At 73.0% G+C, this 25,008-nt stretch carries 25 protein-coding genes; 10 read left to right on the top strand and 15 right to left on the bottom strand.

What is annotated here, in order from left to right:
* The first annotated feature begins 51 nt into the window (after positions 1–51).
* Positions 52–2,790: a BTAD domain-containing putative transcriptional regulator gene (locus AB0G28_RS08205; RefSeq protein ID WP_361084594.1), complete on the top strand. Its 2,739-nt coding sequence runs from the start codon at positions 52–54 to the stop codon at positions 2,788–2,790.
* A gap of 49 nt (positions 2,791–2,839) precedes the next feature.
* Here the strand turns inward: AB0G28_RS08205 and AB0G28_RS08210 are convergent, their stop codons facing one another.
* Positions 2,840–3,877 carry an NADPH:quinone reductase gene (locus AB0G28_RS08210; protein WP_361084597.1) on the bottom strand — a complete coding sequence of 346 codons (1,038 nt, stop codon included), beginning with the start codon at positions 3,875–3,877 and terminating at the stop codon, positions 2,840–2,842.
* A 180-nt stretch (positions 3,878–4,057) separates the two neighbouring features.
* On the opposite strand from AB0G28_RS08210, the gene AB0G28_RS08215 reads away from it, so the two are divergent.
* Positions 4,058–4,201 (top strand): hypothetical protein, encoded by a 144-nt coding sequence (locus AB0G28_RS08215; protein WP_361084600.1) that lies wholly within the window; start codon positions 4,058–4,060, stop codon positions 4,199–4,201.
* A 161-nt stretch (positions 4,202–4,362) separates the two neighbouring features.
* Complete coding sequence (locus AB0G28_RS08220; RefSeq protein ID WP_361084603.1) at positions 4,363–4,491, top strand: hypothetical protein; 129 nt, start codon at positions 4,363–4,365, stop codon at positions 4,489–4,491.
* 7 nt (positions 4,492–4,498) lie between these two features.
* On the opposite strand, the gene glgC is transcribed toward AB0G28_RS08220, so the two are convergent.
* A complete protein-coding gene (gene glgC, locus AB0G28_RS08225) occupies positions 4,499–5,716 on the bottom strand; it encodes a glucose-1-phosphate adenylyltransferase (protein ID WP_361084606.1) in 1,218 nt (405 codons plus the stop codon).
* Positions 5,713–6,867 carry a glycogen synthase gene (gene glgA / locus AB0G28_RS08230; RefSeq protein ID WP_361084609.1) on the bottom strand — a complete coding sequence of 385 codons (1,155 nt, stop codon included), beginning with the start codon at positions 6,865–6,867 and terminating at the stop codon, positions 5,713–5,715. The genes glgC and glgA overlap by 4 nt, the downstream gene beginning before the upstream one ends.
* A gap of 411 nt (positions 6,868–7,278) precedes the next feature.
* On the opposite strand from glgA, the gene AB0G28_RS08235 reads away from it, so the two are divergent.
* Positions 7,279–8,151 carry a MerR family transcriptional regulator gene (locus AB0G28_RS08235; protein ID WP_361084612.1) on the top strand — a complete coding sequence of 291 codons (873 nt, stop codon included), beginning with the start codon at positions 7,279–7,281 and terminating at the stop codon, positions 8,149–8,151.
* Between the two features lie 421 nt (positions 8,152–8,572).
* Positions 8,573–10,510 carry an elongation factor G gene (fusA, locus tag AB0G28_RS08240; protein WP_361084615.1) on the top strand — a complete coding sequence of 646 codons (1,938 nt, stop codon included), beginning with the start codon at positions 8,573–8,575 and terminating at the stop codon, positions 10,508–10,510.
* A gap of 115 nt (positions 10,511–10,625) precedes the next feature.
* On the opposite strand, the gene AB0G28_RS08245 is transcribed toward fusA, so the two are convergent.
* From AB0G28_RS08245 to AB0G28_RS08255, 3 genes are read right to left on the bottom strand one after another with little or no spacing between them, the layout of a single operon-like run.
* Positions 10,626–11,813 carry a cysteine desulfurase-like protein gene (locus tag AB0G28_RS08245; protein WP_361084618.1) on the bottom strand — a complete coding sequence of 396 codons (1,188 nt, stop codon included), beginning with the start codon at positions 11,811–11,813 and terminating at the stop codon, positions 10,626–10,628.
* 14 nt (positions 11,814–11,827) lie between these two features.
* Positions 11,828–12,961, bottom strand: a complete 1,134-nt coding sequence (locus AB0G28_RS08250) for an acyltransferase (protein ID WP_361084620.1) — start codon at positions 12,959–12,961, stop codon at positions 11,828–11,830.
* Between the two features lie 55 nt (positions 12,962–13,016).
* On the bottom strand, positions 13,017–13,244 hold the full coding sequence (locus tag AB0G28_RS08255; RefSeq protein WP_361084623.1) for a hypothetical protein: 228 nt from the start codon (positions 13,242–13,244) through the stop codon (positions 13,017–13,019).
* A 97-nt stretch (positions 13,245–13,341) separates the two neighbouring features.
* Here AB0G28_RS08255 and AB0G28_RS08260 point away from each other — a divergent pair, with 97 nt between their 5' ends.
* Positions 13,342–14,592: a glycosyltransferase 87 family protein gene (locus tag AB0G28_RS08260; protein WP_361084626.1), complete on the top strand. Its 1,251-nt coding sequence runs from the start codon at positions 13,342–13,344 to the stop codon at positions 14,590–14,592.
* Here the strand turns inward: AB0G28_RS08260 and AB0G28_RS08265 are convergent.
* Positions 14,543–14,980: a DUF4383 domain-containing protein gene (locus AB0G28_RS08265; protein ID WP_361084629.1), complete on the bottom strand. Its 438-nt coding sequence runs from the start codon at positions 14,978–14,980 to the stop codon at positions 14,543–14,545. The genes AB0G28_RS08260 and AB0G28_RS08265 overlap by 50 nt on opposite strands.
* Before the next feature lie 105 nt (positions 14,981–15,085).
* Between AB0G28_RS08265 and AB0G28_RS08270 the strand changes: the two genes are divergently transcribed.
* Complete coding sequence (locus AB0G28_RS08270) at positions 15,086–15,484, top strand: SRPBCC family protein (RefSeq protein WP_361084632.1); 399 nt, start codon at positions 15,086–15,088, stop codon at positions 15,482–15,484.
* Positions 15,485–15,512: 28 nt separating this feature from the next.
* Here AB0G28_RS08270 and AB0G28_RS08275 read toward each other — a convergent pair whose 3' ends face one another.
* Both AB0G28_RS08275 and AB0G28_RS08280 read right to left on the bottom strand, forming a co-directional pair.
* Positions 15,513–16,502: a YdcF family protein gene (locus tag AB0G28_RS08275; protein WP_361084635.1), complete on the bottom strand. Its 990-nt coding sequence runs from the start codon at positions 16,500–16,502 to the stop codon at positions 15,513–15,515.
* A 21-nt stretch (positions 16,503–16,523) separates the two neighbouring features.
* Entirely contained in the window at positions 16,524–17,168 is a 645-nt protein-coding gene (locus tag AB0G28_RS08280) for a methyltransferase domain-containing protein (RefSeq protein WP_361084637.1), read from the bottom strand.
* A 36-nt stretch (positions 17,169–17,204) separates the two neighbouring features.
* Between AB0G28_RS08280 and AB0G28_RS08285 the strand changes: the two genes are divergently transcribed.
* Complete coding sequence (locus tag AB0G28_RS08285) at positions 17,205–17,633, top strand: MerR family transcriptional regulator (RefSeq protein WP_361084640.1); 429 nt, start codon at positions 17,205–17,207, stop codon at positions 17,631–17,633.
* Between the two features lies 1 nt (position 17,634).
* A complete protein-coding gene (locus AB0G28_RS08290) occupies positions 17,635–17,985 on the top strand; it encodes a DNA polymerase ligase N-terminal domain-containing protein (protein ID WP_361084642.1) in 351 nt (116 codons plus the stop codon).
* A 9-nt stretch (positions 17,986–17,994) separates the two neighbouring features.
* On the opposite strand, the gene AB0G28_RS08295 is transcribed toward AB0G28_RS08290, so the two are convergent.
* The 6 genes from AB0G28_RS08295 to AB0G28_RS08320 all read right to left on the bottom strand — a co-directional run bounded on the left by AB0G28_RS08295 (position 17,995) and on the right by AB0G28_RS08320 (position 24,281).
* A complete protein-coding gene (locus AB0G28_RS08295; RefSeq protein WP_361084645.1) occupies positions 17,995–18,675 on the bottom strand; it encodes a DUF998 domain-containing protein in 681 nt (226 codons plus the stop codon).
* A 124-nt stretch (positions 18,676–18,799) separates the two neighbouring features.
* On the bottom strand, positions 18,800–19,666 hold the full coding sequence (locus AB0G28_RS08300; RefSeq protein WP_361084648.1) for an NAD(+)/NADH kinase: 867 nt from the start codon (positions 19,664–19,666) through the stop codon (positions 18,800–18,802).
* 33 nt (positions 19,667–19,699) lie between these two features.
* Positions 19,700–21,175 (bottom strand): NAD(P)/FAD-dependent oxidoreductase, encoded by a 1,476-nt coding sequence (locus AB0G28_RS08305; protein WP_361084651.1) that lies wholly within the window; start codon positions 21,173–21,175, stop codon positions 19,700–19,702.
* Position 21,176: 1 nt separating this feature from the next.
* The gene (locus tag AB0G28_RS08310) at positions 21,177–22,034 is read right to left on the bottom strand and encodes an SDR family oxidoreductase (protein ID WP_361084654.1); all 858 of its coding nucleotides are present in this window, start codon (positions 22,032–22,034) and stop codon (positions 21,177–21,179) included.
* A gap of 67 nt (positions 22,035–22,101) precedes the next feature.
* Positions 22,102–22,992: an alpha/beta hydrolase gene (locus tag AB0G28_RS08315; RefSeq protein ID WP_361084656.1), complete on the bottom strand. Its 891-nt coding sequence runs from the start codon at positions 22,990–22,992 to the stop codon at positions 22,102–22,104.
* The gene (locus tag AB0G28_RS08320) at positions 22,989–24,281 is read right to left on the bottom strand and encodes a cytochrome P450 (RefSeq protein ID WP_361084659.1); all 1,293 of its coding nucleotides are present in this window, start codon (positions 24,279–24,281) and stop codon (positions 22,989–22,991) included. The genes AB0G28_RS08315 and AB0G28_RS08320 overlap by 4 nt, the downstream gene beginning before the upstream one ends.
* Before the next feature lie 83 nt (positions 24,282–24,364).
* Here AB0G28_RS08320 and AB0G28_RS08325 point away from each other — a divergent pair, with 83 nt between their 5' ends.
* A complete protein-coding gene (locus tag AB0G28_RS08325; protein WP_361084662.1) occupies positions 24,365–24,952 on the top strand; it encodes a helix-turn-helix domain-containing protein in 588 nt (195 codons plus the stop codon).
* Positions 24,953–25,008 lie beyond the last annotated feature (56 nt).

A 25,008-nucleotide genomic window follows, 5' to 3' on the forward strand; every position in this document is an offset into this window, starting at 1 on the left:
TCCGCACCGGCGCCGCGGGGAAGCCCGTTAACCTCGCCCGCGGGGTGAGTCATGGAGTTCCGCGTCCTGGGTCCGGTGCGAGTGCTCGGCCACGGACGGCCGATCGGGCCGTCCGGGCCGCGCCAGGAACGCATCCTGGCGGCGCTGCTGCTCGGCGCCGGTCGCGTCGTGCCGGTGTCCTGGCTGGTCGACGTCGTGTGGGACGGCGAACCCCCGGCCACCGCGGTGCGGCAGGTCCGCAACCTCACCACCGCCCTGCGGCGCGCGCTCGTCGCGGCCGGCGCCGGGACGGACGTCCTCACCGCCGAAGGGCCCGGGTTCACGCTGCGGCCGGGCGAGTTCGACCTCCACGCCTTCGAGGAGCACGCCGCGCGCGGCGAGTACCGGAAGGCCCTGGACTGCTGGCGCGGGCCCGCGCTCGCCGGGGTGGACAGCGCCGCGTTGCGCCCGGACGCCGAGCGCCTGGAGGAGCGGCGGCTGGCCGTGCTGGAGCAGTGCCTGGCCGCCGAGGTCGACGGCGGGGACGGTGACGCCGTCGCGGAGCTGACCGCGCTGGTCGCCGAGCACCCGCTGCGCGAAGGACTCGTCGGGCTGCTCATGCGCGCGCTGCACCGGGCGGGGCGGCAGGCCGACGCGCTCAACGCCTACCAGCGCGCGAAACGGCGGCTCGCCGGCGAGCTCGGCATCGAGCCCGGTGCGCCACTGCGGGCGATCTACGAGGAACTCCTCCACGACGAGCCCACCCCCGGCCGCTGCTTCCTGCCGTACGACGTCCCGGACTTCACCGGGCGCGCGGCCGAGGTGTCCGGCGCGCTCGAGGCGTTGCGTGCCGGGCGGCCGGTCGTGGCCGACGGGATGGCCGGGGTCGGCAAGACGGCGTTCGCGGTCCGCGTCGCGCACCAGGCAGCCGGGGACTTCCCGGACGGGCAGCTGTTCGTCGACCTGCACGGCCACACGCCGGGCCGCGACCCGCTGCCGGCCGAGGCGGCGCTTTCCGCCCTGCTGCTGCAGATCGGCGTGCCGGCGAGCCGCCAGCCGGACGGGCTCGACGAACGCGCCGCGCTGTGGCGGTCGCGGGTGGCCGGGCGCCGCCTGCTCGTCGTGCTGGACAACGCCCGCTCGGCGGACCAGGTGGTGCCCCTGCTGCCCGGCGACCGGGGTGCGGGGGTGCTGGTGACCGGCCGGCGCCGGCTCGCCGCGGTGGACGGCGCGCTCGAACTCGGCCTGGACGTGCTGCCGCCCTCCGAAGCCGAGGCCCTGTTCACGGCCGCGGCCGGGGGACGGCCCGGCGCGGGCGTCGCGCGGTTGTGCGGGTACCTGCCGCTCGCGCTGCGGATCGCCGCCGCCCGGCTGCAGTCACGTCCATTGTGGACGGTCGACGACCTGGTGGCGCGGCTGGGCTCCGAGCGGCGGCGGCTGGCGGAGCTGCGCGCGGGCGGCCGCGACGTCGCGGCGGCGTTCGCGCTGTCCTACCGCGATCTGACGGCTTCCCAGCGGCGCATGTTCCGGGTGCTGGGCTGCCATCCGGGCGGTGACTTCGCCGCGGCCGCGGCGGCGGCCCTGTACGGCACGGACCTCACCGAGGCCGAGCGGCTGCTGGAGGACCTGCTCGACGCGCACCTGCTCCGGCAGCCCGCGCCGGAACGCTACGGCTTCCACGACCTGATCGCCGAGCACGCGCGGGAGGTGGCCGACCCGGACGAAGCCGCGGCGGCGCTGGACCGGCTCCTGGACCACTACCGCGACGGCGAGTTCTCCTTCGCCGCCGAGCGCGCCAACCTGGTCGCCGTCACCGCGCTCGGCGGGTACGACGAGCACGTCCGGCGCATCGCCGACCGTGCGGTGGCCGCGCTGCGCGAGCGGGGGCACCGCGACGAGCTCACGGCACTGGCCCGCGCGGGAGCCCGGGCCGCGGACCGGCTGGGTGACCCGCAGGCCCGCCAGCAGAGCCTGGCGAACCTCACGATCGCGCACTGGGAGAGCGGGCGGCTCGCCGAGGCCGTCGAGACCAACGCGAAGCGCCTGCGCCTGGTCCGCGAGTGCGGCGACCGCGCGGCCGAAGCGGCGTCGCTCGCCCGGATGGGCGCGCTCCACGGAATGCTCGGCCGCTATCCGGACGCGATCCGGCTCTACCGGCAGGCCCTGGTACTGGCCGGGGAGACCGGCAGCCACGCCGTCGCGTGCCTGGCGTGGGGCAACCTCAGCAACGCCCAGGAGGTGCTCGGGCAGTACGAAGACGCGCTGACGTCGGCGGCGCGGGCCCGGGCGATCCGCGAGGAACTCGGCGACGGCGACGGCGCGATCCTGATGACCGCGCAGCTCGGCCTGGTGCTCGCCCGGCTCGGCCGGCTCGGGGAAGCCCGGGAGGTGGCGGAGAAGGCGGTGTGCGCGGCGGTCGAGGCGGGCTACGCGTTCGGGGAGGCGTGGAGCCGCATCGACGCGGCGGAGGTGCTGCTGGCGGACGGCTGCCCGGCGGAGGCGCACGCGCACGCCGAGCGCGCGTGCGCCATCCTCGGGCAGCTCAACCACCCGCTGCTGCTGACGATGGCGGCCAACAGCCTCGGCGCGGCCGCTCTCGCCCTCGGCGACCCGGCGTCGGCGGCGTCCGCCTACCGCCTCGCTCTCACGACAGCACGCCGGATCGGCTATCGCGCCCAGGAGGCCCGCGCCCTGCTCGGCCTCGGCGCCGCACTGGACCGGCACCCGGAGGCGGAGCATCACCGGCGCGCGGGCCGCGCCCTGCACGACGAGATCGGCTTGCCGGGCCTCAGCCGCGTCCCAAGTCCGTGAAGGCCTCCTTACCGGCTTTTATGGCCGGTAAGGAGGCCTTCACGGCATTTCAGCCGGCCGGGGTGACGTCGATCAGGACCTTGCCGGTGATGCCTTCCTCCGAGGCGGCGTGTGCTTTCGCCGTGTCCTCCAGGGTGAACCGGTGGATCGGCACGCCGTGGTCCTCGCCCAGCCGCAGCGCGCCGTCGGCCAGGGCGTCGTTGACGTCCTCCGCGCCGGCGCGGAGCTTGTCCTCGCCCACGGTGTAGAGCACCAGGAACTGGTAACGCGTGTTCAGCATCAGATTCGGCCCGAAGTCCAGGCTGACGGTGCCGGTGCCGCGGTCGTTGCCGTAGACGGCGACCGTGCCGCGGGGGCGCAGCACCTCGGTGTGCAGTTTCGCGTTGACCCCCATGGCGACTTCGACGACCAGGTCCACACCGCCGGGCGCGGCCTCGCGGATCCGGGCGGCGAGGTCCGGGTCGGGGTAGCGGACGACGTGGTGGGCGCCGGCCGCGCGGGCGAGGGCGGCCTTCTCGTCGGAGCTGACCGTGGCGATCACCGTCGCCCCGGCCCAGCGGCCGAGCTGGATCGCGGCGTTGCCGACCGCGCCCGCGCCGCCGCTGACCAGCACCGTCCGGCCGTCGAGCGCGCCCGGGGCCAGCCGGGCCGGTCCGTCCTCGGCCACGGTGAGGGCCCGGTGCGCGGTCAGCGCCGGGATGCCGAAGCCGGCGCCCTCGTCGAAGCCGGCGCCGTCGGGCAGCCGGACCAGCTTCGCGGCCGGCAGCACGGTGTACTCCTGCGCGGTGCCGGACGACGGCCCGTACGCGCCCGCGAGCAGCAGCCACACGCGGTCGCCGGGCGCGAAGCCGGTGACGTCCGGGCCGACCGCGTCGACCACCCCGGCGCCGTCCTGGTTGGGCACCGTCTCGGGGATCTCGGCCCCGGGCTCGGCACGCATGCCGCTGCGCGCCTTCCAATCGGTGGGATTGACGGCGGACACCACGATCCGGACGCGGACCTCGCCGGGGCCGGGGTTCGCGACGTCCCGCTCCGTCAGTGACAGCACCTCGGGGCCGCCGTGGCGGCGGAAGATCACTGCTTTCATGCCGGGGTGCAATCCCGGCGTGCCGGGGTTTATTCCCGGCGCACGGGGAAATGGCCGGTCCCGAATCTTTTTTGATCTTCCGGAAACGGGTGGAAACGGTGCACGAGCGGGTGATCCCCCGGGTGGGCGAATTTCGGTGCTGCCCGAGCGAAATCGGCCGGCTTCGCCGAAACTGGGCGCGTGGGAGAGGAAAAGCGCACCCCGGCGGACGAGGGGCCGGAGCGCGACGAGGGTGAGCCGACGCCGATCTTCGACGCCGTGTTCAGCGCGACGCGGGCGAATACCCAGAATACGGCGCGCGAGCCGGGAAAAACCGGGCGGTGAGCGGACCGGACGTGCGTGGCTCGGCCAGGGCGTTCCTGCCCGAGGCCATCGGCCGCGGCATCGCGGCGTGGCGCCCCGCTGACGTGTGGCACTTTGCTCGACGTCCGCGACGAACATGTAGCATCCCGGGTGCTCGTGCACCCGGGCCCGAGGAGTGAACCGTGGCAGGCGTCGTCAACAGCATGATCGCCGCCGAGTACGCGGCGGGAGCGTCGATCTCGGAGCTCGCCGAACGCTGGGGCATCGACCCGCGCCAGGTGGTCGAGCGCATCTCCGCCGCCGCCCGCTAGCCCGTCTTCAGATCGCGCGTTCCCCCTTGCCCAGGACGACGATCCCGCCCTCGCTGACGTGGTAGTGGCCGCGGTCGCGGGCCAGGTCGACCCCGATGTGCGCCCCCGCCGGGACCACGACGTTCTTGTCCAGGATCGCCCGCCGCACCACCGCGCCGCGGCCGACGCGGGCGCCGTCGAGCAGCACCGAGCCCTGGACCACCGCCCCCTGCTCGACGATGACGTCGGGGGAGAGCACCGAGTCGACGACCTGCGCGCCGGAGATGATGCAGCCGTTGCTGACGATCGACTGGTTGGCCGAGCCGCCCTCGACGAACTTCGCCGCCGCGCGCTGACCGGGGTGGGCCAGGATCGGCCACTTCCGGTTGTAGAGGTTGAAGATCGGGTGCGTCGAGATCAGGTCGGTGTGCGCCTCGTAGTAGCTGTCGATCGTCCCGACGTCGCGCCAGTAGCCGTGGTCGCGCTCGGTCTCGCCGGGCACGACGTTCGTGTTGAAGTCGTAGACCGCGGCCTCGCCCGACTTCACCAGCGCCGGGATGATGTCGCGGCCCATGTCGTGGTGCGAAGCGGCGTTTTCGGCGTCGGCGTACAGGGCCTCCAGCATCACCTTGGTGGTGAAGATGTAGTTGCCCATCGACACGTACGCCTCGTCGGGGGAGTCCGGCAGGCCCGGCGGGTCGGCCGGCTTCTCCATGAACGCGTCGATCATCAGCCCGTCGGTGGTCCGGATGACCCCGAACGAGCTCGCCTCCTCCCGCGGGACGCGGATGCCGGCGACGGTGACGCCCGCGCCCGACGCGATGTGCGCGTCGAGCATCTGCCGCGGGTCCATCCGGTAGATGTTGTCGGCGCCGAACACCGCGATGTACTCGGGGTTCTCGTCGTGGACGAGGTTGAGGCTCTGGTGGATGGCGTCCGCGCTGCCCTGGTACCAGCGCGGGCCCAGCCGCTGCTGCGCCGGCACCGGCGTGACGTACTCGCCGGTCAGCGACGACAGCCGCCACGTGGTGGAAATGTGCCGGTCGAGCGAGTGCGACTTGTACTGCGTCAGCACGCACAGCCGGCGGATCCCGCCGTGCACGAGGTTCGAGAGCACGAAGTCGATCAGCCGGTGCGTGCCCCCGAAGGGCACCGCCGGTTTCGCGCGGTCGGCGGTCAGCGGCATCAGCCGCTTGCCTTCCCCGCCCGCGAGCACGATGCCCAGGACATGGCATTCGCCGTTCACGACGACCTCCCGCACGCCTCGTAGAGGGCGACCGTCCGCTCGGCGATCGCCTTCCAGCCGAACTCGCCGACCGCGCGCTCGCGGCCGGCGTTGCCCATCGCGGCGGCCCGGTCCCCGGCGCCGACCACTTCGTTCAGCGCGGCGGCCAGGCCCGCCTCGAACCCCTGCGGGTCCTGTTCGTCGTAGTGCACCAGCAGCCCGGTGCGCCCGTCGTCGACGACCTCGGGGATGCCGCCGACGTCGCTGGCCACCACGGGCGTGCCGCACGCCATCGCCTCGAGGTTCACGATGCCGAGCGGCTCGTAGACCGACGGACAGGCGAACACCGCGGCGTGGGTGAGCAGCTGCACGACCTCGTCGCGCGGCAGCATCTCGGGGATCCAGCGGACGCCGGTGCGGGTCTTCTCCAGCTCGGCGACCAGCCCGCGGAACTCGGCGTCCAGCTCGGGGGTGTCGGCGCCGCCCGCGCACAGCACGAGCTGGACACCGGGGTCCAGCGCGGCGCCGGCCCGGACGAGGTGCGGGACGCCCTTCTGCCGGGTGATCCGGCCGACGAACAGCACGTACGGCCGGTCCGGGTCGATCCCGTGCTTGGCCAGCGCGCCGGTGTTCGGGTCGGGGCGGTAGAGGGTGGTGTCGATGCCGTTGTGGATCACGTGCACGCGCTCGGGCGGCACCGCCGGATAGGCGGCGAGGACGTCCCGGCGAATGCCGCCGCTGACGGCGACGATCGCGTCCGCGGCCTCGTACGCCTCGCGCTCGATCCACGACGAGACGCGGTAGCCGCCGCCGAGCTGCTCGGCCTTCCACGGCCGCAGCGGCTCGAGCGAGTGGGCGGTGACGACGTGCGGGATGCCGTGCGTCATCTTCGCCAGGTGCCCGGCCAGGTTCGCGTACCAGGTGTGGCTGTGCGCGAGGTCGTGGCCTTCGAGGGCGTTCGCCATCGACACGGCGATGTCCATGGTCGTGAACGCGGGCTGGCGGTAGCCGTGCGGATCGGTGTGCCCGGTGGCGTCCGCGCGGTCGGCGCCCCAGCAGTGCACGTCGAGGTCGACCAGCGGCCGCAACTCCCGGGCGAGGAACTCCACGTGGACCCCGGCGCCGCCGTAGACCTCCGGCGGGTATTCGCGGGTGAGCAAGCCGACCTTCATGATGCGAACCCTAGGGCCTCGACGGGCCGTGGTGCAGTCTGGCGTCCAGGGGAATCTCGCGAGTTTTCCGTCACGGCCGCCGCCGGGACCCGGACGCGCCGGTCAGGGCGCGAAGTCCGTCGGGGTGCACCCGGTGAGCGCGCGGAAGCCGCGATCGAGGTGGGACTGGCCGGCGTAGCCGCACCGGTGGGCGATCTCCGGCCGGACGATGGCGGTGATCGTGAACGTCCGGGTGGGCGGCCGGGACGCTGAGCGCGCCGGTGGTGAGCACGGCGGCGAGGACGGCGAACAGCCGTCTCACCCCGCGCAGTGGTCGACTCACCGGGGCGGGGGCTGCGTGTCTCCGCCGATCGGCCGGCATGGGTATCGCTAAACTGCGGCGATTCGCGGTCCTCGAGGCGAAAGGGCACGGTGGAACCCGAGAACGACGCGCCGCCCGCCGCGGGAGCGTGGGCGCCCGGCAAGGTCGCCGAGCTGCTCGGCGTGTCGCCGGTGACCCTGCGCAGCTGGAGCGCGCGGTACGGGATCGGCCCGCCCGCCGCCGGACGGCACCGCCGGTACTCCGACGCCGACGTCGACCGCCTCCGGCACATGCAGCGGCTGATCGCGCGGGGGATGCCCGTGCGGGAAGCGGCGGCCGCGGCGTTCGGCGGCCGGCCGTCCGCCGAGCCCGCGGTGCCGGCGGCCGACCGGGTGCGGGAGCTGGCCGACGCCGCGGAGGACCTCCGGTACACCTCGCTCGCCGGGCTGCTCGACGAGACCCTCGGCAGCCTGGGCCCGGCCGCCGCCTGGACCGACGTCCTGGCGCCGGTGCTGCGCGGCCTGGGCGACCGCTGGCAGCGCGGCGACCCGTGTTTCGCCCCGGAGTGGGCGCTGACGGCGGAGATGTCGCTGGCGTTCGAGCGGTTCAGCCGCCGGTTCCCGGCCGCCGTGCCGGCCCGCCCGGTGCTGCTGGCCTGCTGCCCCGCCGAACGGCACTCCCTGCCGATGGAGGCACTGCGGGCGACCCTGGCCGAGGCCGGGGTCCCGGTCGCCTACGCCGGCCGGCAGGTCCCGGCCGAGACGCTGGCGGAGCTGGCGGCCCGGCTCGACCCGGTGCTGGTGCTGCTGTGGTCCATGACGCCCTCGACGGCCGACGACCTGCTGGCCGACCGGGTGCGCGGCCTCGGCCGCGCGGTGGGCACGGCCGGCCCGGGCTGGGACCACCTCGGCGACCGCGGCTTCCCGCGCGTGAACGACCTCGAATCGGCGGTGCAGCTCGCGGCCGGGCACGCCGGGAACTGACGGACTCCGGTCGTCCGTGCGGAACCGGGCATCACCCGTGTCCGGAAGGGACACAAGCGTGCTTGGCGGGGCATCACGGCGATGCCCCGCCAGTCACGCGTGATGCCCGCTCAATCACGCGTGATGCCTCTTCGGACACGGGTGATGCCCCGCGAAAACCCGTTGGCGGGCGTTTCGGGCGCCGCTACGCTGCCCCGGAACCACCACACCGCGTCGAACGAAGGGAGACGGCCGTGCGTCACCGCGTCGCTGTCGCTCCCCGGTCGCGGTCCGAGGTGATCCTGGTGTCCCCGGACGCCCGGTGCCGGCCGCGCGGCCCGCACCGGAACCCGTGACCCCCCTGCTCCCTCCACTGTGGACGCACGGCGTCGCGGGGAATCGCGCCGTCCCGATCACCTCCTGATCCACGGAGGACCGCATCATGCGTTCCCTGTCCACCGTCCGCAACCTCGGCATCCTCGCCCACGTCGACGCGGGCAAGACCACCGTCACCGAACGGATCCTCCACCGCGCCGGAGCCACCCACAAGCAGGGCGAGGTCCACGACGGCACCACCGTCACCGACTTCGACCCGCAGGAACGCGACCGCGGCATCACCATCTACGCCGCCGCCGTCAGCTGCACGTGGGACGGCCACCGGCTCACCCTGATCGACACGCCCGGCCACGTCGACTTCACCGGCGAGGTCGAGCGGTCGCTGCGGGTGCTCGACGGCGCCGTCGCCGTGTTCGACGCCGTGGCCGGGGTCGAGCCGCAGAGCGAAACCGTGTGGCGGCAAGCTGACCGGTACGGCGTCCCGCGGATCGCCTTCGTCAACAAGCTCGATCGCGCGGGCGCCGACCTCGACGCCGCCGTCGCCTCGATCCGGGCGCGGCTGCACCCGGCACCGCTGGTCGTGCAGCTGCCGATCGGGCGCGAGGACGGCTTCGCCGGCGTCGTCGACCTGCTGCGCCCGCAGGACGTGCCGGACGACCTCGTCGCCGAGGCCCGCCGCCGTCGCCGGGCGCTGGAGGAGGCCGTCGCCGAGCTGCACCCGGTGGCCCTCGACGAGTTCTGCGCCACCGGCACGATCTCGGCGGAGACCCTGGAGAAGGCCCTGCGGGAGCTGACCCTCAGCGGCGACGGGCTCGTCGTGCTGTGCGGGGCGGCCTACCGCGACCGCGGGATCGAGCCGCTGCTCGACGCCGTCGTCGCGTACCTGCCGTCGCCGGCGGACGTCCGGCCGGTGCGGCCCGACCGGCCCGCGGACCCGGCCGCGCCGCTCGCCGCGCTGGTGTTCAAGGTCGTCTCGACCGCCACGGGACGGCTGACGTCCCTGCGGGTGTACTCGGGCACGCTGCGGAAGGGGGATCAGGTGCGGGACGCGGGCACCGGCCGCACCGAACGGATCGCCCGGGTCCTGCGCGTGCAGGCCGACCGGCATTCCGAAGTCGACAGTGCGGTGGCCGGCGACATCGTCGCGGTGGCCGGGCCGAAGGCGGCGCGCGTCGGCGCCACCCTTTGCGCGCCCGCCGATCCGGTGCTGCTGGAGCCGCCGGTGACGGCGGACCCGGTGGTCTCGGTCGCCGTCGAAGCCCGGCGGGCGGGCGACGGCGAGCGGTTGACGTCGGCGCTGGCCCGGCTGGCCGAGGAGGACCCGTCGCTGGTCGTGCGGACCGACCCGGAGACCGGGCAGACGGTGCTGTCCGGGCTGGGCGAGCTGCACCTGGAGGTGGCGGTGAAGAAGCTGCAGCTGGACGTCGCGGTCGGCCGTCCTTCGGTGGCGCACCGCGAGACGGTCGTCAGCGGCGTGACGGGGTTCGTGTACCGCCACGTCAAGCAGGACGGCGGGGCGGGCCAGTTCGCCCACGTGGTCCTGGACGTCGCGCCGGCCGACGACGGGTTCGAGTTCACCTCGGCGGTCGTCGGCGGCCGGGTGCCGCGCGAATACGTCCGCGCGGTCGAGGCGGGCTGCCGCGACGCCCTGGCCGAGGGACCGCTGGGCGGGCACCCGGTGACGGGCCTGCGGGTGACGTTGACCGACGGGGCGACGCACCCGAAGGACTCGTCGGACCTGGCGTTCCGGACGGCGGGACGGCTCGGCCTGCGGGAAGCGCTGCGCGCGTCGGTCCTGCGGCTGCTCGAGCCGGTGGCCGAAGTCGTGGTGACCGTGCCGGCCGACGCGGTCGGCGGCGTGCTCGGCGACCTCGCCGCCCGGCGGGGCCGCGTGGCCGGCTCGGCCGTCCGGGCGGGCACGGCGGTGGTGACGGCGACGGTCCCCCTAGCCGAGCTGTTCGGCTACGCGAACCGCCTGCGCAGCCGCACGCAGGGCCGCGGCACGTTCACGGCCCGCCCGTCGGGCTACGCGCCGGCACCGTGAGGTGAGGTGGCGAGCCGGGAGAAGTCCTGGCTCGCCACCCCGCCCGGTGTCCTTAACGACTCGTTCAGGACGTCCGGTGTCCTGAACGAGTCGTTCAGGACATGCGGTGCCGCGCTCAGCCGCGGGGGAGGGACTCGAGTCCGGCGAGCAGGCGGTCCACGTCTTCCTCCGTGGTGTACGGCGCGATCCCCGCGCGCACCGCGCCCGTGTCGCCCAGGCCCAGGTGCCGCGAACACTCGATCGCGTAGAAGCTCCCCGCGGGGGCGTTGACCCCGACCGAGCCGAGATGTTCGTACACCGCCTGCGAAGAAACTCCGTCGACCGAGAACAACACCGTCGGGGTCCGATGACGCTCCGGCGCGCCGTACCGCGTCACGCCCGGAAGAGTGGCCAGACCGGCGTCGAGGCGGGCCAGCAGCGCGTTCTCGTGCGCCTCCAACGCCGCCATCGACCCCACCAGCCGCGAGCGCCGCGAGCCCGTACCCGGCACCAGCCCGGCGAGGAAGTCGATCGCCGCCGTCGTCCCCGCCAGCAGCTCATAGGGCAACGTGCCCAGCTCGAACCGCTCCGGGACCGCGTCGGTCGAGGGCAGCAGCTTGTCCGGGTGCAGCGTCTCGAGCAACGCCGGCGCCGCCGCGAGCACCCCGTGATGCGGCCCGAGGAACTTGTACGGCGAGCACGCGTAGAAGTCCGCCCCGAGGTCCCCTAGGGAGACCGCCGCGTGTGGGGTCAGGTGCACGCCGTCCACGTACAGCAACGCGCCCGCTTCGTGCACTTCTGCCGCGATCGCCGGGATGTCCGGGCGGGTGCCCAGCAGGTTGGACGCCGCCGTCACCGCGACCAGCCGCGTCCGGTCCGACAGCAGCGGGCCGATCGGCGCGAGTTCGCCGGTCGCGGGGTCGAAGTCGGCCCAGCGCACGGTCGCGCCGGTCTGGACCCACGGCCGGATGTTCGCGTCGTGGTCGAGGCGGGTGACCACGACTTCGTCGTCCGGCCCCCAGCTCCGGGCCAGCGTGCGGGAGAAGTCGTACGTCAGCTGGGTCATGCTGCGGCCGAAGACCACACCGGCCGGGTCGGCGGCGAGCAGGTCCGCGACCGCCTGCCGGGCCTCGGCGACCACCGCGGTGGCCCGGCGCTCGGCCGCCGTGACGACGCCGCGGTTGGCGATCGCCGCGCACAGCGTCGCGGCCACCGCCTCGCCGACGACGTCGGGGACCTGCGAGCCGCCGGGTCCGTCGAAGTGGGCGGCGCCGCCGTCCAGCGCGGGGAAGTGCTCGCGGATCTTCCGCACGTCGTAGGTCACGGCGCCAGCATGCCTCAAGATCTCCGCAGCGGGGCGGCCGCCGTGGCCGGCACCACCGGCGGTGCGGGCACGGGCCGCCGCACCGGGGCCGGTGGCCGCAGGTGCCGGCGCAGCCGCTGCGTCGGCTTTTCGACGTAGTTCCACGACAGCTGCCCGACGAGGTAGGCGGCCGGCACGGCCAGCAGGATCAGCAGCCACACCTGCCGCACCCCGGCGAGGATGAGCAGCTGCTGGATCGGGAAACCCCAGATGTAGGTGCCGTAGCTGCCGTAGACGTACGGCCCGGCGGCTTCCAGCCTCCGCGGCCAGTGCGTCGCGAGCGTGATCGCGCCGTAGGCCGCGCTCAGCGCGAGCGCGTACCGGCTCGCCGGCGTCTGGCTCAACCCCAGGTAAGCGGCGAAGAGCACGAGCGCCACCCAAGGCTTGAGCGGGATCCGGTCGCGGTAGGCGTGCAGCACCATCCCGATGACGAACGGGACCAGGAACGACACCGTCGACCCGATCGGCACGACCAGCAGCGAGCCGCCCGCGCCGTGGTACTCGAACGTCGCCCGCAGCACGCTGTCGGTGTAGACCATGCCGCCGAGGACGAGGAACAGGACCAGGCGGGGCACGCCGATCAGCACGATCACGCCGACGACGAGGACCAGCCCGTAGCCGAGCATCTCCATCGGCAGCGTCCAGATCGCGCCGTTCACCGAGAACGGGTACGGGTTGCCGCTGAACACGCCGGGCAGGTCGTGCTGCATGTAGAACAGCACGGTCGTGCCGACCAGGTAGCGCCACGTCTGGATGTGCGTCCAGTAGTCGTGCGCCGGCCACGTCGTGACCAGCGGACCGATGACGAACACCGTCACCAGCAGCACCACGACCAGCGGCGGCATGATCCGCAGCAGCCGCCGCGCGGCGAACCGCCACCACGACGGGTCGCGCGCCCAGCTGTCCTGGATCTGGTAGCCGCTCATGGCGAAGAAGCCCATCAGCGCGATGTAGCCGGGCGACATGTGCCAGGACGCGGGGAAGATCGTCAGCCGCTGCGGGTGCAGCAGGGGCATGCTGTGGTCGACGATGACCGTGATCGCGCCGATCATCCTCAGCCACGCGAAACCGATGTTGGGATTGGCGTGAATTTTTGGCGAGGTCGGCACGGAGCGAGATGCTAACCCATCCGGTCCTGCCGCTTGCGCCGAACGGTGGAGAAAGTCAGCGTCCGCGGTTGCGCGGGTGTTCGCGCGCCCGGCGTTCGTTGCCGTGCTTGTAGTTGCCGGTGACGCGGGCCATCAGCAGCTGCTGGTCGTCACCCCGCGCCACGGCGGCCAGGAACCGGGCCGCGGCGTTGCCGCGCAGCGTCCCGGCCGGACGGCCGTGGTGGGTGATCGTCACCGTGCCGCGTTCGTCGGTTTCGTAGGCGAAGCCGCCCGGAGTCCCCATGCGCCCAGGGTGACACGGGCGGCAACCGGTTTTCCCGGGGTCGAACCCGGGGGATACCCGGATGGTGCCGGAGCCGGGATCCGACAGAATGCCCATGGTGACCGGAGGGGGACGAGGGGTGCGGCGCTGGCTGGGGAACAAGTACGTGCTGGTGGGCGCCCACGCGCTCGTGCTGGTGGTGCTGCTCGTGTCGTACAACGACGGCCGCGTGCGGTTCCCGGCCTATCGCGTCGACCTCGACGTCTACCGGCTCGGCTCGGCGGCGCTGCTGCACGGCCAGGCGCTCTACGGCACGCTGCCGCCCACCGGTGACGGCCAGTCCCTGCTCTTCACCTACCCGCCGTTCGCGGCGATCTTGCTGGCCCCGCTGGCGGTGCTGCCGTACTGGGCCGCCTGCCTGACGCTCACCCTGCTCACGCTCGGGGTGCTGGCCCTGGTCCTGGCGACGGCGCTGCGCGCGCTCGGCAAGCGGTACGACTGGCGGCGGGTGGCCGTGCTGCTGCTGGCGGCCGAGGTGCTGGAGCCGGTGCTGCGCACGGTGTATGCGGGCCAGATCGACCTGCTGCTGCTGGCGCTCGTCGTGCTGGACGTCCTCGTGGACACCCCGCGGTGGCCGCGTGGCCTGCTGATCGGCCTCGCCGCCGCGGTGAAGCTGACCCCGGCGGTGTTCGTGCTGTACTTCCTGCTCCGCCGCGACGGCCGGGCCGCGCTGACCGCCGCCGTCACGTTCCTGGCGGCGACGGCGGTGGGATTCCTGCTCGCGGGCGCCGACTCGGTCCGGTACTGGACCGGCGCCCTGTGGGACACCGGCCGCGTCGGCGAGCCGACGTATGCCGGTGACCAGTCGCTGCTGGGGCTGCTGGCCAGGATCGGGGTGCCCGCGGACGCGCGGACCGCTTGGTGGCTGCCGCTGGTGGCCGTGGTGCTTCTGCTGACGGCGCTGGGCATGCGGCGCGCGCTGGCCGCGGGGGAGACGACCGTCGCGCTCGGGCTGAACGCCGTCGGCGGGCTGCTGGTGTCGCCGATTTCCTGGACGCACCACTGGGTCTGGGCCGTGGTCGTCCTCCTCGGCTGGGCAGAGCTCGCGCGCCGCACGCGACGGCGTGGCTTCGCCGTCCTGGCCGGCGTCGGCGCGGTGCTGTTCGCCGCCGGGCCGCAGTGGTGGTGGCCGCGCGGCGGCGAGGTCGAGAACCGGTGGAACTTCGTCCAGCAGCTCACCGGGAACGGTTACGTCCTGTTCGGCCTCGCGGTGCTGGGCACGGCCGTGGCGGTCCGCTTCCCACGGCCGGACGACGTCCTCAGCGGCGCCGTCCCGGCCGGCGCCGGAGCCAGCCCGCCCCGAGGATGACCATCGCCGTGCCGAAGCCGAGGGCCAGGCACACCCCGGCGGTGTTCATCGGCAGGACGTCGTCGAACGCCTTCGGCAGCGGCAGCAGTCCCAGGATCCCCAGCACGATGTAGCAGCAACCGGCCACGAGGAGGAACCGGCTCGACAGGCCGGACGACCGGGTGCAGAACACCGCGGCGGCGCCGGTGAGCAGGTGCGCGAGCGTCCACGCCGTCGACACCGCGAAGACGCCGAACAGGGCGCGCGCGGGGCCGTCGCCGACGGTGACGCCCGGAATCAGCTCGAACGCGCCCAGCACGAGGAACAGCAGGCCGATGAGCATTCCCATGCCCTGCACGGGAGCCGGGCCCGGCTTGGGCACCCGTGCCGTGGGTTCGGTGCGCGCCATGGTTTCCGGGTTCCCCGCACACGGCCGTTTAATGCACTTCCGCCCGGTTGCGCCGGACCGGTCCGGGTAACCGGCCCCGATCGGACCACCGAGGAGGAGCCGACGATGACCGAGTACCGCCACACCGCGACCGCCGACGTCCCCGCCGACGAGCTGTTCGCCTTCTTGAGCCACCCCGAAAACCTGCCGCGCTACTTCCCGGAGATGAAGGTCGCGGAACCGAAGGGCGGGGAGAGCGTCCACGTCGAGGCCGAGGTGCACGGCGAGCGCGTCGCCGGGGAGGCGTGGTTGCGCACGGACCCGGCGGACCGCTCGCTGTCCTGGGGCGCGGAAGGCCCCGACGACTACCACGGCGAACTGCGCATCCGCGAAAACGGCCCGGCGTCCTCGGAGATCACCGTGACGCTGCACAGCGTCCGCGAGGCCGACGGCGACGAGGTCCAGCAGGGCCTCGAGCGCACGGTCGCCGCGATGACCCACGCCGCGGCCGCCGATTCTGTATAACGACCTATACGTCTCGGCGTTGAGCTGTTCAGCCGAAGATCGTCAAAAGCAGACCCGCACCGACGATGAGGACGCACGCCGCGATCGTCGTCCGGCGGTAGTGCAGGATCAGTGCCGCGAACTCGCGCAGCAGCGCGCTCGGCAGGAAGTACCGCGCCGTCGGGGAGCCCGTGGCGTGGAAGGGCAGGCCGAGGCGGCGGCACTCCACCGCCGTCCGGAACACGTGGTAGTTGCTGGTCACCGCCACGACCTGCCGCGCGTCGCCCGGGAGGAGCGCGGCCGAGAACCGGAGGTTCTCCTCCGTCGTCCGGGCCCGGTCTTCCCGCCGGATCAGGTCCTCCGGTACGCCGTGCTCCCGCAGGTAGTGGTGCATCGCTTCGGCCTCGGTGACCGTCTCGCCGGGACCGCGTCCACCGGAAACGACCAGCAGCGGCGGGGTGGTCTCTCGTCGGTGGAGCCGGATCGCGCGGTCGAGCCGGCCGGCGAGCAACGGCGGCACGCGGTCGCCGTCCAGGCCGCAGCCGAGCACGATGATCGCGTCGAACCCGCCGCGGCGGCCGATCCGGCTGTACACCACGGAATACACCAGCAGCGAGACGAACAGGAACCCGAAGTAACAGGCGAGGACCGCCGCGATGGCCACCAGCGCCGAGCCCCACCGGCCGAGCGGGACGAAGAACAACGCCTCCAGCACGATCAGCCCCAGGCCGAGGCCGAGCGACAGCAGGTTCCCGGCGCGGTGACCCTCCCGCCGCCACATCCGCACTCCGTTGAAGAGCAACGCGATCGGCAGCACCAGCGCGACGGCCACCGCCACGACCGCGAGCAGCCCGGACAGCACCGGCGTCAGCCAGTCCAGGTGCAGCGCCGTCCGCAGCAGCCACAACGCGGTGAGCAGGAGCGCGACGCCGAGCCACACGGCGTTGCCGAGCCGCCGGGGCTCGTTCGCCAGCCGCACGGCGAACACGAGGAGAGCCACCGCGGCCGCGACCGGCAGCACACCCCCGGCGACGCTCACCCGGCCTCCCCCCGAACTCCGTCAGGAACCCAACTTAGCCAGGACGCACACCACCGGCGGGTCGAGGTCGAGGGTTTCCGCGCGGAAGTCCCCGAACCCGGCCTCGGTGAGCAGGCCGGTCAGCTCGTCGGCGGCGGCCACCGCGGTGACGCCGGGCATGCGGGGCTGGGACACCAAGGCGATACGCCCGCCGGGGCGCAGCAGCCGGCCGAGTTCGCGCAGCCGGGCGGCGGGCTCGGGCCACATGCCGACCGTGTTGACGGCGAGCGCGGCGTCGAACGCTTCCTCGTCGAGGGCCAGGCCTTCGACGGGGGAGCAGACCAGGCGGACCCGCCCGGCCCGGACGGCGGCCCGGTTGCGGCGGCGCGCCTGGCGGAGCACGACTGGCGAATGGTCGACGCCGACCACCGAGCCCCGGGTCGCCCGCGCGGCGAGGGCGGCGACGGCGACGCCCGGACCGCAGCCGAGTTCGAGGACGCGGTCGGCCGGCTGGACGTCGAGCAGTTCCACGGCCCACCGGTTCCGGGCGAGGTTCGACTCGCGGTGACCCATGATCCAGCCGGCGAGGTGCCCCGCGGCGCCGGTCGGCCGGTGGAACTGGGCAAGGCCCCCGTGCCGGGCCCACCACGGCAGGAGCCGGCCCAGCACCTTCTCTTCGATCTCCATGGGGTGAGCGAACCACTTCGAGTAGCCTCGAAGTCAATGTCCGAGCCCACGCAGACGTCGTTGTCGATCGGCGAGCTCGCCGAGCGCACCGGCGTGCCGGCGACCACGTTGCGGTACTACGACGAACTCGGCCTGGTGCGGCCGTCGGCCCGTGCGGCGGGACGCCGGCGTTATGCCGAGTCGGCGGTGCGGGACGTCGGGATGATCGTCTTCCTGCGTGAGATCGGCTTTTCGCTGGCCGAGATCGAGCGGTTCATCGCGGGGCCTTCGCGCCAGGACCTGATCGAGCGCAAGCTGGCCGAGCTGGCCGAGCAGCAGCACCGCATCGAGGTGGCGCGCACCGCGCTGGAGCACGGACGGAAGTGCCCGGCCGGCGAACCCGTGCGCTGCCCGCGGTTCTGGTCGATCATCGAAGCCCGGCAGGGTGGCCTTTCGCTCGAGGAAAGCCACGAGCGGGCGCACTGACATGAGCGACCGGCGACCGGCTTTCGTGCTGCACGAGCACTGGCGCCCCCGGCACCACTTCGACCTCCGGCTGGAGGAGGACGGCGTCCTCCGGTCCTGGGCCGTACCCCGCGGCCTCCCGCCCGATCCCGCGGAAAACCGGCTGGCGGTCGCGGTCCCGGACCACGCGCTCGACCACCTCGCCTACGAAGACGAGACCAAGAAGGTGGCCGACACGGGCTGGTGGGAGGAACACGACCGGACCCCCAAGCGAATCCTGTTCACGCTGCACGGCCGCGCGGGCCCGGTCCGCTACGCCCTGATCCGCACGGCCCGAGACTGGCTCCTCCACCGAACCCGCGACCAGCCGTGACCCTCTGGATCACGCCCGGAACCGGACGCCGGTCGGCATCGCGCGGTGGGCCCAGTGGCCCAGGACGGCCAGCAAGGCGATCTCCAAGATCATCATCAGACGCTCCACCAGGCCGGTCGCCACCGTGGGGAGGTGACCGCCGAGGACGACGTTGACCGCGAACGGGACGATGAACGGCAGGTAGAACGGGATCGCGGCCAGCGCGAGGCGGCGCGACCAGGTGGCGAACCGCCGCCAGCGGGGGTCGTCGCGGTGCCGCCTGCCCAGCGCCCAGCCGACGATCGGGAGGCTCAGGCACGTCACGGCCGAGGCGTAGAGGTGGATCTTGCCGGTGGGGGTGATCGCGCCGCCCTGCGGGTCCTTCGCGAAGATCGCGACGGCCAGCAGGCTGACGCACCACAACGCCTTCGCCGCCACGAGCGCCGGGTTCGCCAGCAGGCCACGGCGGTAGAGCGCGACCAGCAGCAACGCCGAGCCGGAACTGGTGAGCAGCAGGGCGCCGTCCCACATCCAGCGGCCGGGGCTCAGCGCGTAGTCGCTCAGCATCGTGCTGACCGGGTCGAGGGGAGCGAGTCGCCGGTCGAGGTGCAGCACGGCGAGGAGGACGAGGGCGCCGGCGAAGGCGGCCAGTGCGCCGGGCACGAGCAGACGCGCGCGCAGCGACGGACGGACGGGTGCGGGACACAGCATGCGGTGAAACACTCCGGGACGGCTCGGCTGGTTCAGGCGGAGCTGCGGACGCTACCCGTGACCATTCCGTGACCATGGCCGACACGCTCGCGATGTGACGCAGGACACCACGCCGCAAAGAACTTCAGTGGTCGCCGTCCTGCGGGATCTCCGCCGAGTCGGTGAGCCGGAGCTTGCGCCGCGCCCGCTGGTAGAACGTCGTCATCCCGAGCCGGACGACCCGCGCCGCGCTGGGACGCGCGCGCAGGTCCAGGCGGTCGCCCGGGGACACGTACCCCTCGACTTGGCCGTCGACCTCGACCGCCAGCCGCCCGCTGGTCGGCAGCAGCTCCAGTGTGACTTCGTCGTGCACCGAGAGCACCACGCCCCGGCTGTAGGCCGAGTGCGGTGCCGCCGGCGTCACCAGCAGCGCCTCGACCGACGGGCTGGTGATCGGGCCGCCCGCGGAGAAGCTGTAGGCCGTCGAGCCGGTCGGGGTCGCCACGACCACCGCGTCGGCCGAGTAGCTCACGAACGGCTGGCCGCCGACGCGGACCGCCACCACCGCGCTCCCGTCGCCGGGCACCCGGACCACCGCGATGTCGTTGAACGCCGTGATCCGGCGTCCGTCCAGGACGGCGTCGACGGCCAGCCTCGGCTCCACCGTGAACTCGTGCTCGTCGATGGCCGAGAGCGCGCCGGGCAGGTCGGGGACGTCGACCTCGGCCAGGAATCCGAGCTTGCCGAGGTTCACCCCGAGCACCGGCGCGCGCTGGCCGTCGGCCAGCCGCATGGCCCGCAGCATCGTGCCGTCGCCGCCCAGGCTGACCACCAGGTCGGAGCGGCGCCCGAGCTCCTCGGGCGTCACCCCGACCGCGGCGCAGTTCAGCCGGACGATCTCGTCGGCGATGCCGAGGATCTCGATGCCCCGGTTGCCCGCCCAGCCGAGGACGGCTTCGACGGCGGCCGCCGAGTCGCGGCGGGGGTGCAGCACGAGTCCCGCGGAGTGCATGTCAGCGGCCCCTGGCGGGTGCGGTACCGAGCGTCATGCGGTCAGTCTGCCCGCTCCCGCCGATCGCCGCGAGAAACGCAGGGCGCCGTCGTCGAGGCGGCCGTGCCGGAGCTTGACGACGTCGTGCGCGTAGCTCATGCCCAGCTGCCAGGGCGCCCGCGAGCCCGCTTTCGGGAAGTCGCCGATCGAGCGCTGGACGTATCCGGCGTCGAAGTCGAGCAGGGGCCGCTCGGTGACCGCCGGGTCGTCGTTGACCGGCACGCACTGGTCGTGGCCGGTCCGGTCGAGGTGGCGCAGCAGCCGGACGACGTACTCGGCGACGAGGTCGGCCTTGAGCGTCCACGACGCGTTCGTGTAGCCGATCGTGAACGCGAAGTTCGGCACGCCGCTGAGCATCATTCCCTTGTACGCCATGGTTTCCGGCAGTTTCACCGGGTCGCCGTCCACGAACAGCTCCATGCCGCCGAAGGCCAGCAGCCGCAGCCCGGTGGCGGTGACGACGACGTCCGCCGCCAGCTCGGCGCCGGACTGCAGCCGGAGTCCGTGTTCGGTGAAGGAGGCGATCCGGTCGGTGACGACCGAGGCGTCGCCGCGGCGGATCGCGCGGAACAGGTCGCCGTCGGGCACCAGGCAGAGGCGCTGGTCCCACGGCTGGTACCGCGGCTTGAAGTGGGGGTCGACGGCGTAGCCGGGCGGCAGTTGCTTCGCCGCCGCCTTGCGGATCAGCGCCTTGACCACGCCCGGGCGGCGCCGGCTGAGCTGGTAGATCAGCGTGCTGACCGCGACGTTCTTCCAGCGCGCGACCGGGTACGCCAGCCGCGGGCCGAGCAGGCGGCGGAGCCGGTTGGCCAGCGCGTCCTCCGACGGCATCGAGAGGATGTAGGTGGGGGAGCGCTGCAGCATGGTCACGTGCGCGGCGCGGTCGGTCATCGCCGGGACGAGTGTCACGGCGGTCGCCCCGCTGCCGATGACGACGACCTTCTTGCCGGTGTAGTCGAGGTCCTCGGGCCAGTGCTGCGGGTGCACGACAGTGCCGCCGAACCGCTCCAGGCCCGGGAACTCCGGTGTGTGGCCGGAGTCGTAGTCGTAGTAGCCGCTGCACACGTAGAGGAACTTCGCGGTGAGCTCGACCGGCTGTCCGTCGTGGACGGCCTCGACCGTCCACAGTGCGTCCTCTGTGGACCATCGGGCGCGGACGACCTTGTGCCCGAAGCGGATGAACCGGTCGATCCCGGCGTCGGCCGCGGTGTCGCGGACGTACCGCAGGATCGACGGGCCGTCCGCGATGGCCTTCGCGTCGGTCCAGGGCCGGAACCGGTAGCCGAGCGTGTGCATGTCCGAGTCGGATCGCACACCCGGGTACCGGAACAGGTCCCACGTGCCGCCGATCGCGTCGCGGGCTTCGAGGATCGTGAACGTCTTGCGCGGGAACGCCGTCCGCAGGCGGTGGGCCGCGCCGACGCCGGACAACCCGGCGCCGACGATGAGCACGTCGACGTGTTCGGTCATGTCACACGGCCTCCGTCCGCCGTCGCCGCATGAGGCGGGTCAGCACGGCGTTGTAGTGGGTGGGGGTGACGCGGGCGAGCGCGTCGAACAGGTAGGCGTCCGGGCCGACCAGGATGCGGGCCTTGCCGCGGTCGACCCCGGCGTGGATGATCGCCGCCGCCTTGTCCGGCGAGGTCATCGTCATGGCCTCGAACTGCGCGGCCAGCTGTTCCTTGGTGCGCCCCAGCCCTTCGGGGTCACGGCGCATCCGGGCGTTGCGCGCGATGTTCGTCGTGATGCCGCCGGGGTGCACGGTGATCGCGCGGACGTCGGTGCCGCTCAGTTCCTGCCGCAACGATTCGGTGAAGCCGCGGACGGCGAACTTCGCCGCACAGTACGCGCTCTGGTACGGCATCCCGAGCAGGCCGAAGACGCTGGAGGTGTTGACGATCGCGCCTTCGCCCTGCTCGACGAGGATCGGCAGGAACGCCCGTGTCCCGTGGACGACGCCGCGGAAGTTGATGTCGTGCAGCCAGTCGTCGTCCTCGGGCACCGCGTCGAGCACGGTCGAGGTCACCGCGACCCCGGCGTTGTTGAACACCGCGGATAGGGGTGCCGGGAGCCACTCGCGGACCTCGGCGGCGAACCGCAGCTGGTCTTCGGCGTCGCGGACGTCGAGGACGCGGGTCAGCACCTTGCCGTGGAGCGCGGCCGCGGTGGCTTTCAGGCCGTCCTCGTCGACGTCGGCGAGGGCGACCGGCGAGCCGAGCCGGGACAGCCGGGTGGCCAGGGCGCGGCCGATGCCGGACGCCGCGCCGGTGATCACGACCGGGCGGCCGGTGACGCTGTGCCGCTTGCGTGCCAATCCGACGGCAGTCACGGCGGAAACCGTTGCGTCGCGCAGATCGGCTGCGGATCGTCTCCGCCTGCTTTCGGTCGGATCGGCACTACGGGGCCGGGACATCGCTGCTCCTCGCGTGCTGGTCGATCAGGTCGAGGACGGCGGGCCACGCGCCTTCGGGCAGGTCGTGACCCATGCCGCGGACGGTTTCGTGGCGCGCGCCGGGGATCGCCCGGGCGGTGGCGGCGCCGCCGGTGGGGTGGACCATCCGGTCGCGGTCGCCGTGGATCACCAGTGTCGGGGCGGTGATCTTCCGCAGCAGGGGCGTCCGGTTGCCGGACTTCATGATCGCGGCGAGCTGGCGGCCGACGCCGCCGGCGGTCGGGTCGCGGTCCCAGCCCTTCCCGGCGGTCTCGCGCACCCAGGCCTCGTCGAACGGGAAGCCGTGCGAGCCGATGTGGCGGAACATCCGGACGGCGCTTTCGACCGCCTCTTCGCGGGACTTCGGCGGCTTCGCGCCCATCAGCCGCCACGTCGAGAGCGCCGGGCGGCCGATCAGCCGGGACCCGGTCGTCGACATGATCGAAGTCAGGGTGCGGATCCGGTCCGGGTACAGCGCCGCGGTGGTCTGCGCGATCATGCCGCCCATGGAGACGCCCGCGATGTGGGCGGTCTCGAGGTCGAGGGCGTCGAACAGGCCCGCGGTGTCGGCGGCCATGTCCGTCAGGTCGTACTGCTGCGGGGGAAACCGTCCCGCGAGCATGCCGAAGAGGCTCGGCGGCCGGAAGCGCGGGTGCGTCGAGCGCCCGGCGTCCCGGTTGTCGAACCGGACGACCTCGTAGCCGCGCCCGGCGAGCTGCGCGCAGAAGGCGTCCGGCCAGCTGTGCAGCTGCTGGCCGAGCCCGGCGACGAGGACGAGCGGTTCGGCGCCGCTGTCCCCGATCCGTTCGAAGGCCAGGGAAATCCCGCGGCCGACGTCGGCGATCTCTTCGGTCACTGTTCTCCTCCGGTGGTGCTCCGGCGGCGCACGACCGCGCGGCCGCCCTTGGCAGGGGCATAGGCGACACCCCGCGAGTGCCAGCGTTCGCCGGGCTCTTCGGTCGGTACCAGCGTGAAGTCCCGCAGGAGGGTGCGCAGCACGACGGTCATCTCCATCGTCGCGAAGGCGGCGCCGAGGCAGCGGCGCGTGCCGCCGCCGAACGGGATCCACTGGTAGAGGTCCGGGCGGGCGCCGGCGAAGCGGTGCGGGTCGAAGGTGGCCGCGTGCGGGAAGACGGTGTCGTCGTCGTGGACCAGCGCGATGCTGACGAGCACCGCGTAGCCCTTCGGGAGCGTCCACCGGCCGAGGCGGTAGCCGTCCTGCTTGACCTGCCGGGCGGTGAGGTCGATGACCGGGCGGGTGCGCTGGACCTCGAGGATCGTCGCGTCGAGGAGTTTTCCGTCGTCGTCCTGCAGTTCTCGGAGCAGCGCGGGATGGCGGCGGAGACGCTCGACCGCCCAGGCCAGCGTGGTCGCCGTGGTCTCGTGCCCGGCGGTGAGCAGGGTGAGGAGCTGGTCGCCGATCTCTTCCCGGGTGAGTCCCGACCCGTCGTCGTAGCGGGTCCGCAGCATCATCGACAGGACGTCGTCTCTTTCTTCGGCGCGGGCTTTGGCGATGAGCCGGTCGACGATCGCGTCGTACTCACGGCGCATCCGCTCGAAGCGGCGCCAGGGGTTGAATCGGCCCTTCTTGCCTATCGGCAGGACGGCCAGCCGGGAGCCGAGGGTGACGAACGGCGGCAGCAGCTCGCGCAGCTCGGCGAACTCGGCCCCTTCGGCGCCGAAGACTGCGCGGAGGATGGCGTTGAGGGTGATCCGCATCATCGACGGCAGCGTCGCGAAGCCTTTGTTTTCGGGCCAGCTCGCCAGTTCGCGGAGGGTCTCCTCTTCGACGATCTTCTCGTAGGCCGCGAGCCGTCGTCCGTGGAAGGGCGGGACCAGGAGCTTGCGCTGCCTTCGGTGTTCCTCGCCGGAGAGGGCGAACATCGACCGCGGCCCCAGCACGCGTCCGAGGTTGACCTCGAGGTTGTCGACGAGGTCGGGTCCCGAGGTGAACAGCTGCTTGATCTCCGCGGGATCGCTGATCACGACGGCGTTGCCGAAGATCGGCACGTTCACCGTGAAGGCGTCGCCGTACTTTTGCTTGAGCCGCCGCATGCCGCGCAGGGGTTGCGTGAGCGCGTAGGCGCCCTGGACAGCGCGGGGCGCAGTGGGCCCCGGTGGCAGCGTCACTGTCACGGTCGTCATCGACCCTCCCAGAGGTGGTACGCAAGCGTACCGCCGCCACGGTACGCCGGTGTACCATCAGGTTTCAAGAGGAGGTGTATAACGTGACTGCCGTGGACGTCGACACCCGCCGGCATCGGCAGCGGCTGCTGGACGGCCTGGCCGCGTCGATCACCTCCGGCGGCTTCCGCGACACGACGGTCGCCGACATCGTCCGCCGGGCCCGCACGTCCCGCCGGACGTTCTACGAGCACTTCTCCAGCCGCGAAGAGTGCCTGATCGCGTTGCTGGCCGAGGCGAACGCCTCGATGATCCGGCAGATCTCCGAGGCGGTGGATCCGCGCGCGCCGTGGAAAGACCAGGTACGCCAGGCGATCGAGACGTGGATCGCGTGCGCGGAGTCGGAGCCGGCGATCACGCTGAGCTGGATCAGGGACGTCCCCGCGTTGGGCGCCCCGGCCCGCAACCTGCAGCGCGACGCGATGGAGGGGTTCATCGCGATGACGCAGCGCCTGACGGACACGGCGGAGATGCGCGCGGAGGGCATCAGCCCACCTTCGCGCCAGCTGGCGATCATGCTCCTGGGTGGATTGCGCGAGCTGATCGCGACAACCGTCGAGGACGGCGGCCGGGCCGGTGATGTCACCGAGCTGGCGGTGCGAGCCTCGATCGCGTTGCTCGGCCCGGCCTGAACCGGTAGGCGGTCGCCTGCGATCCTCTTGTCGGTGAGAGGAATGTGGGCGGTCCG

Origin of the sequence: Amycolatopsis sp. NPDC021455 (assembly GCF_040640995.1) — a bacterium.
GTDB lineage: Bacteria > Actinomycetota > Actinomycetes > Mycobacteriales > Pseudonocardiaceae > Amycolatopsis.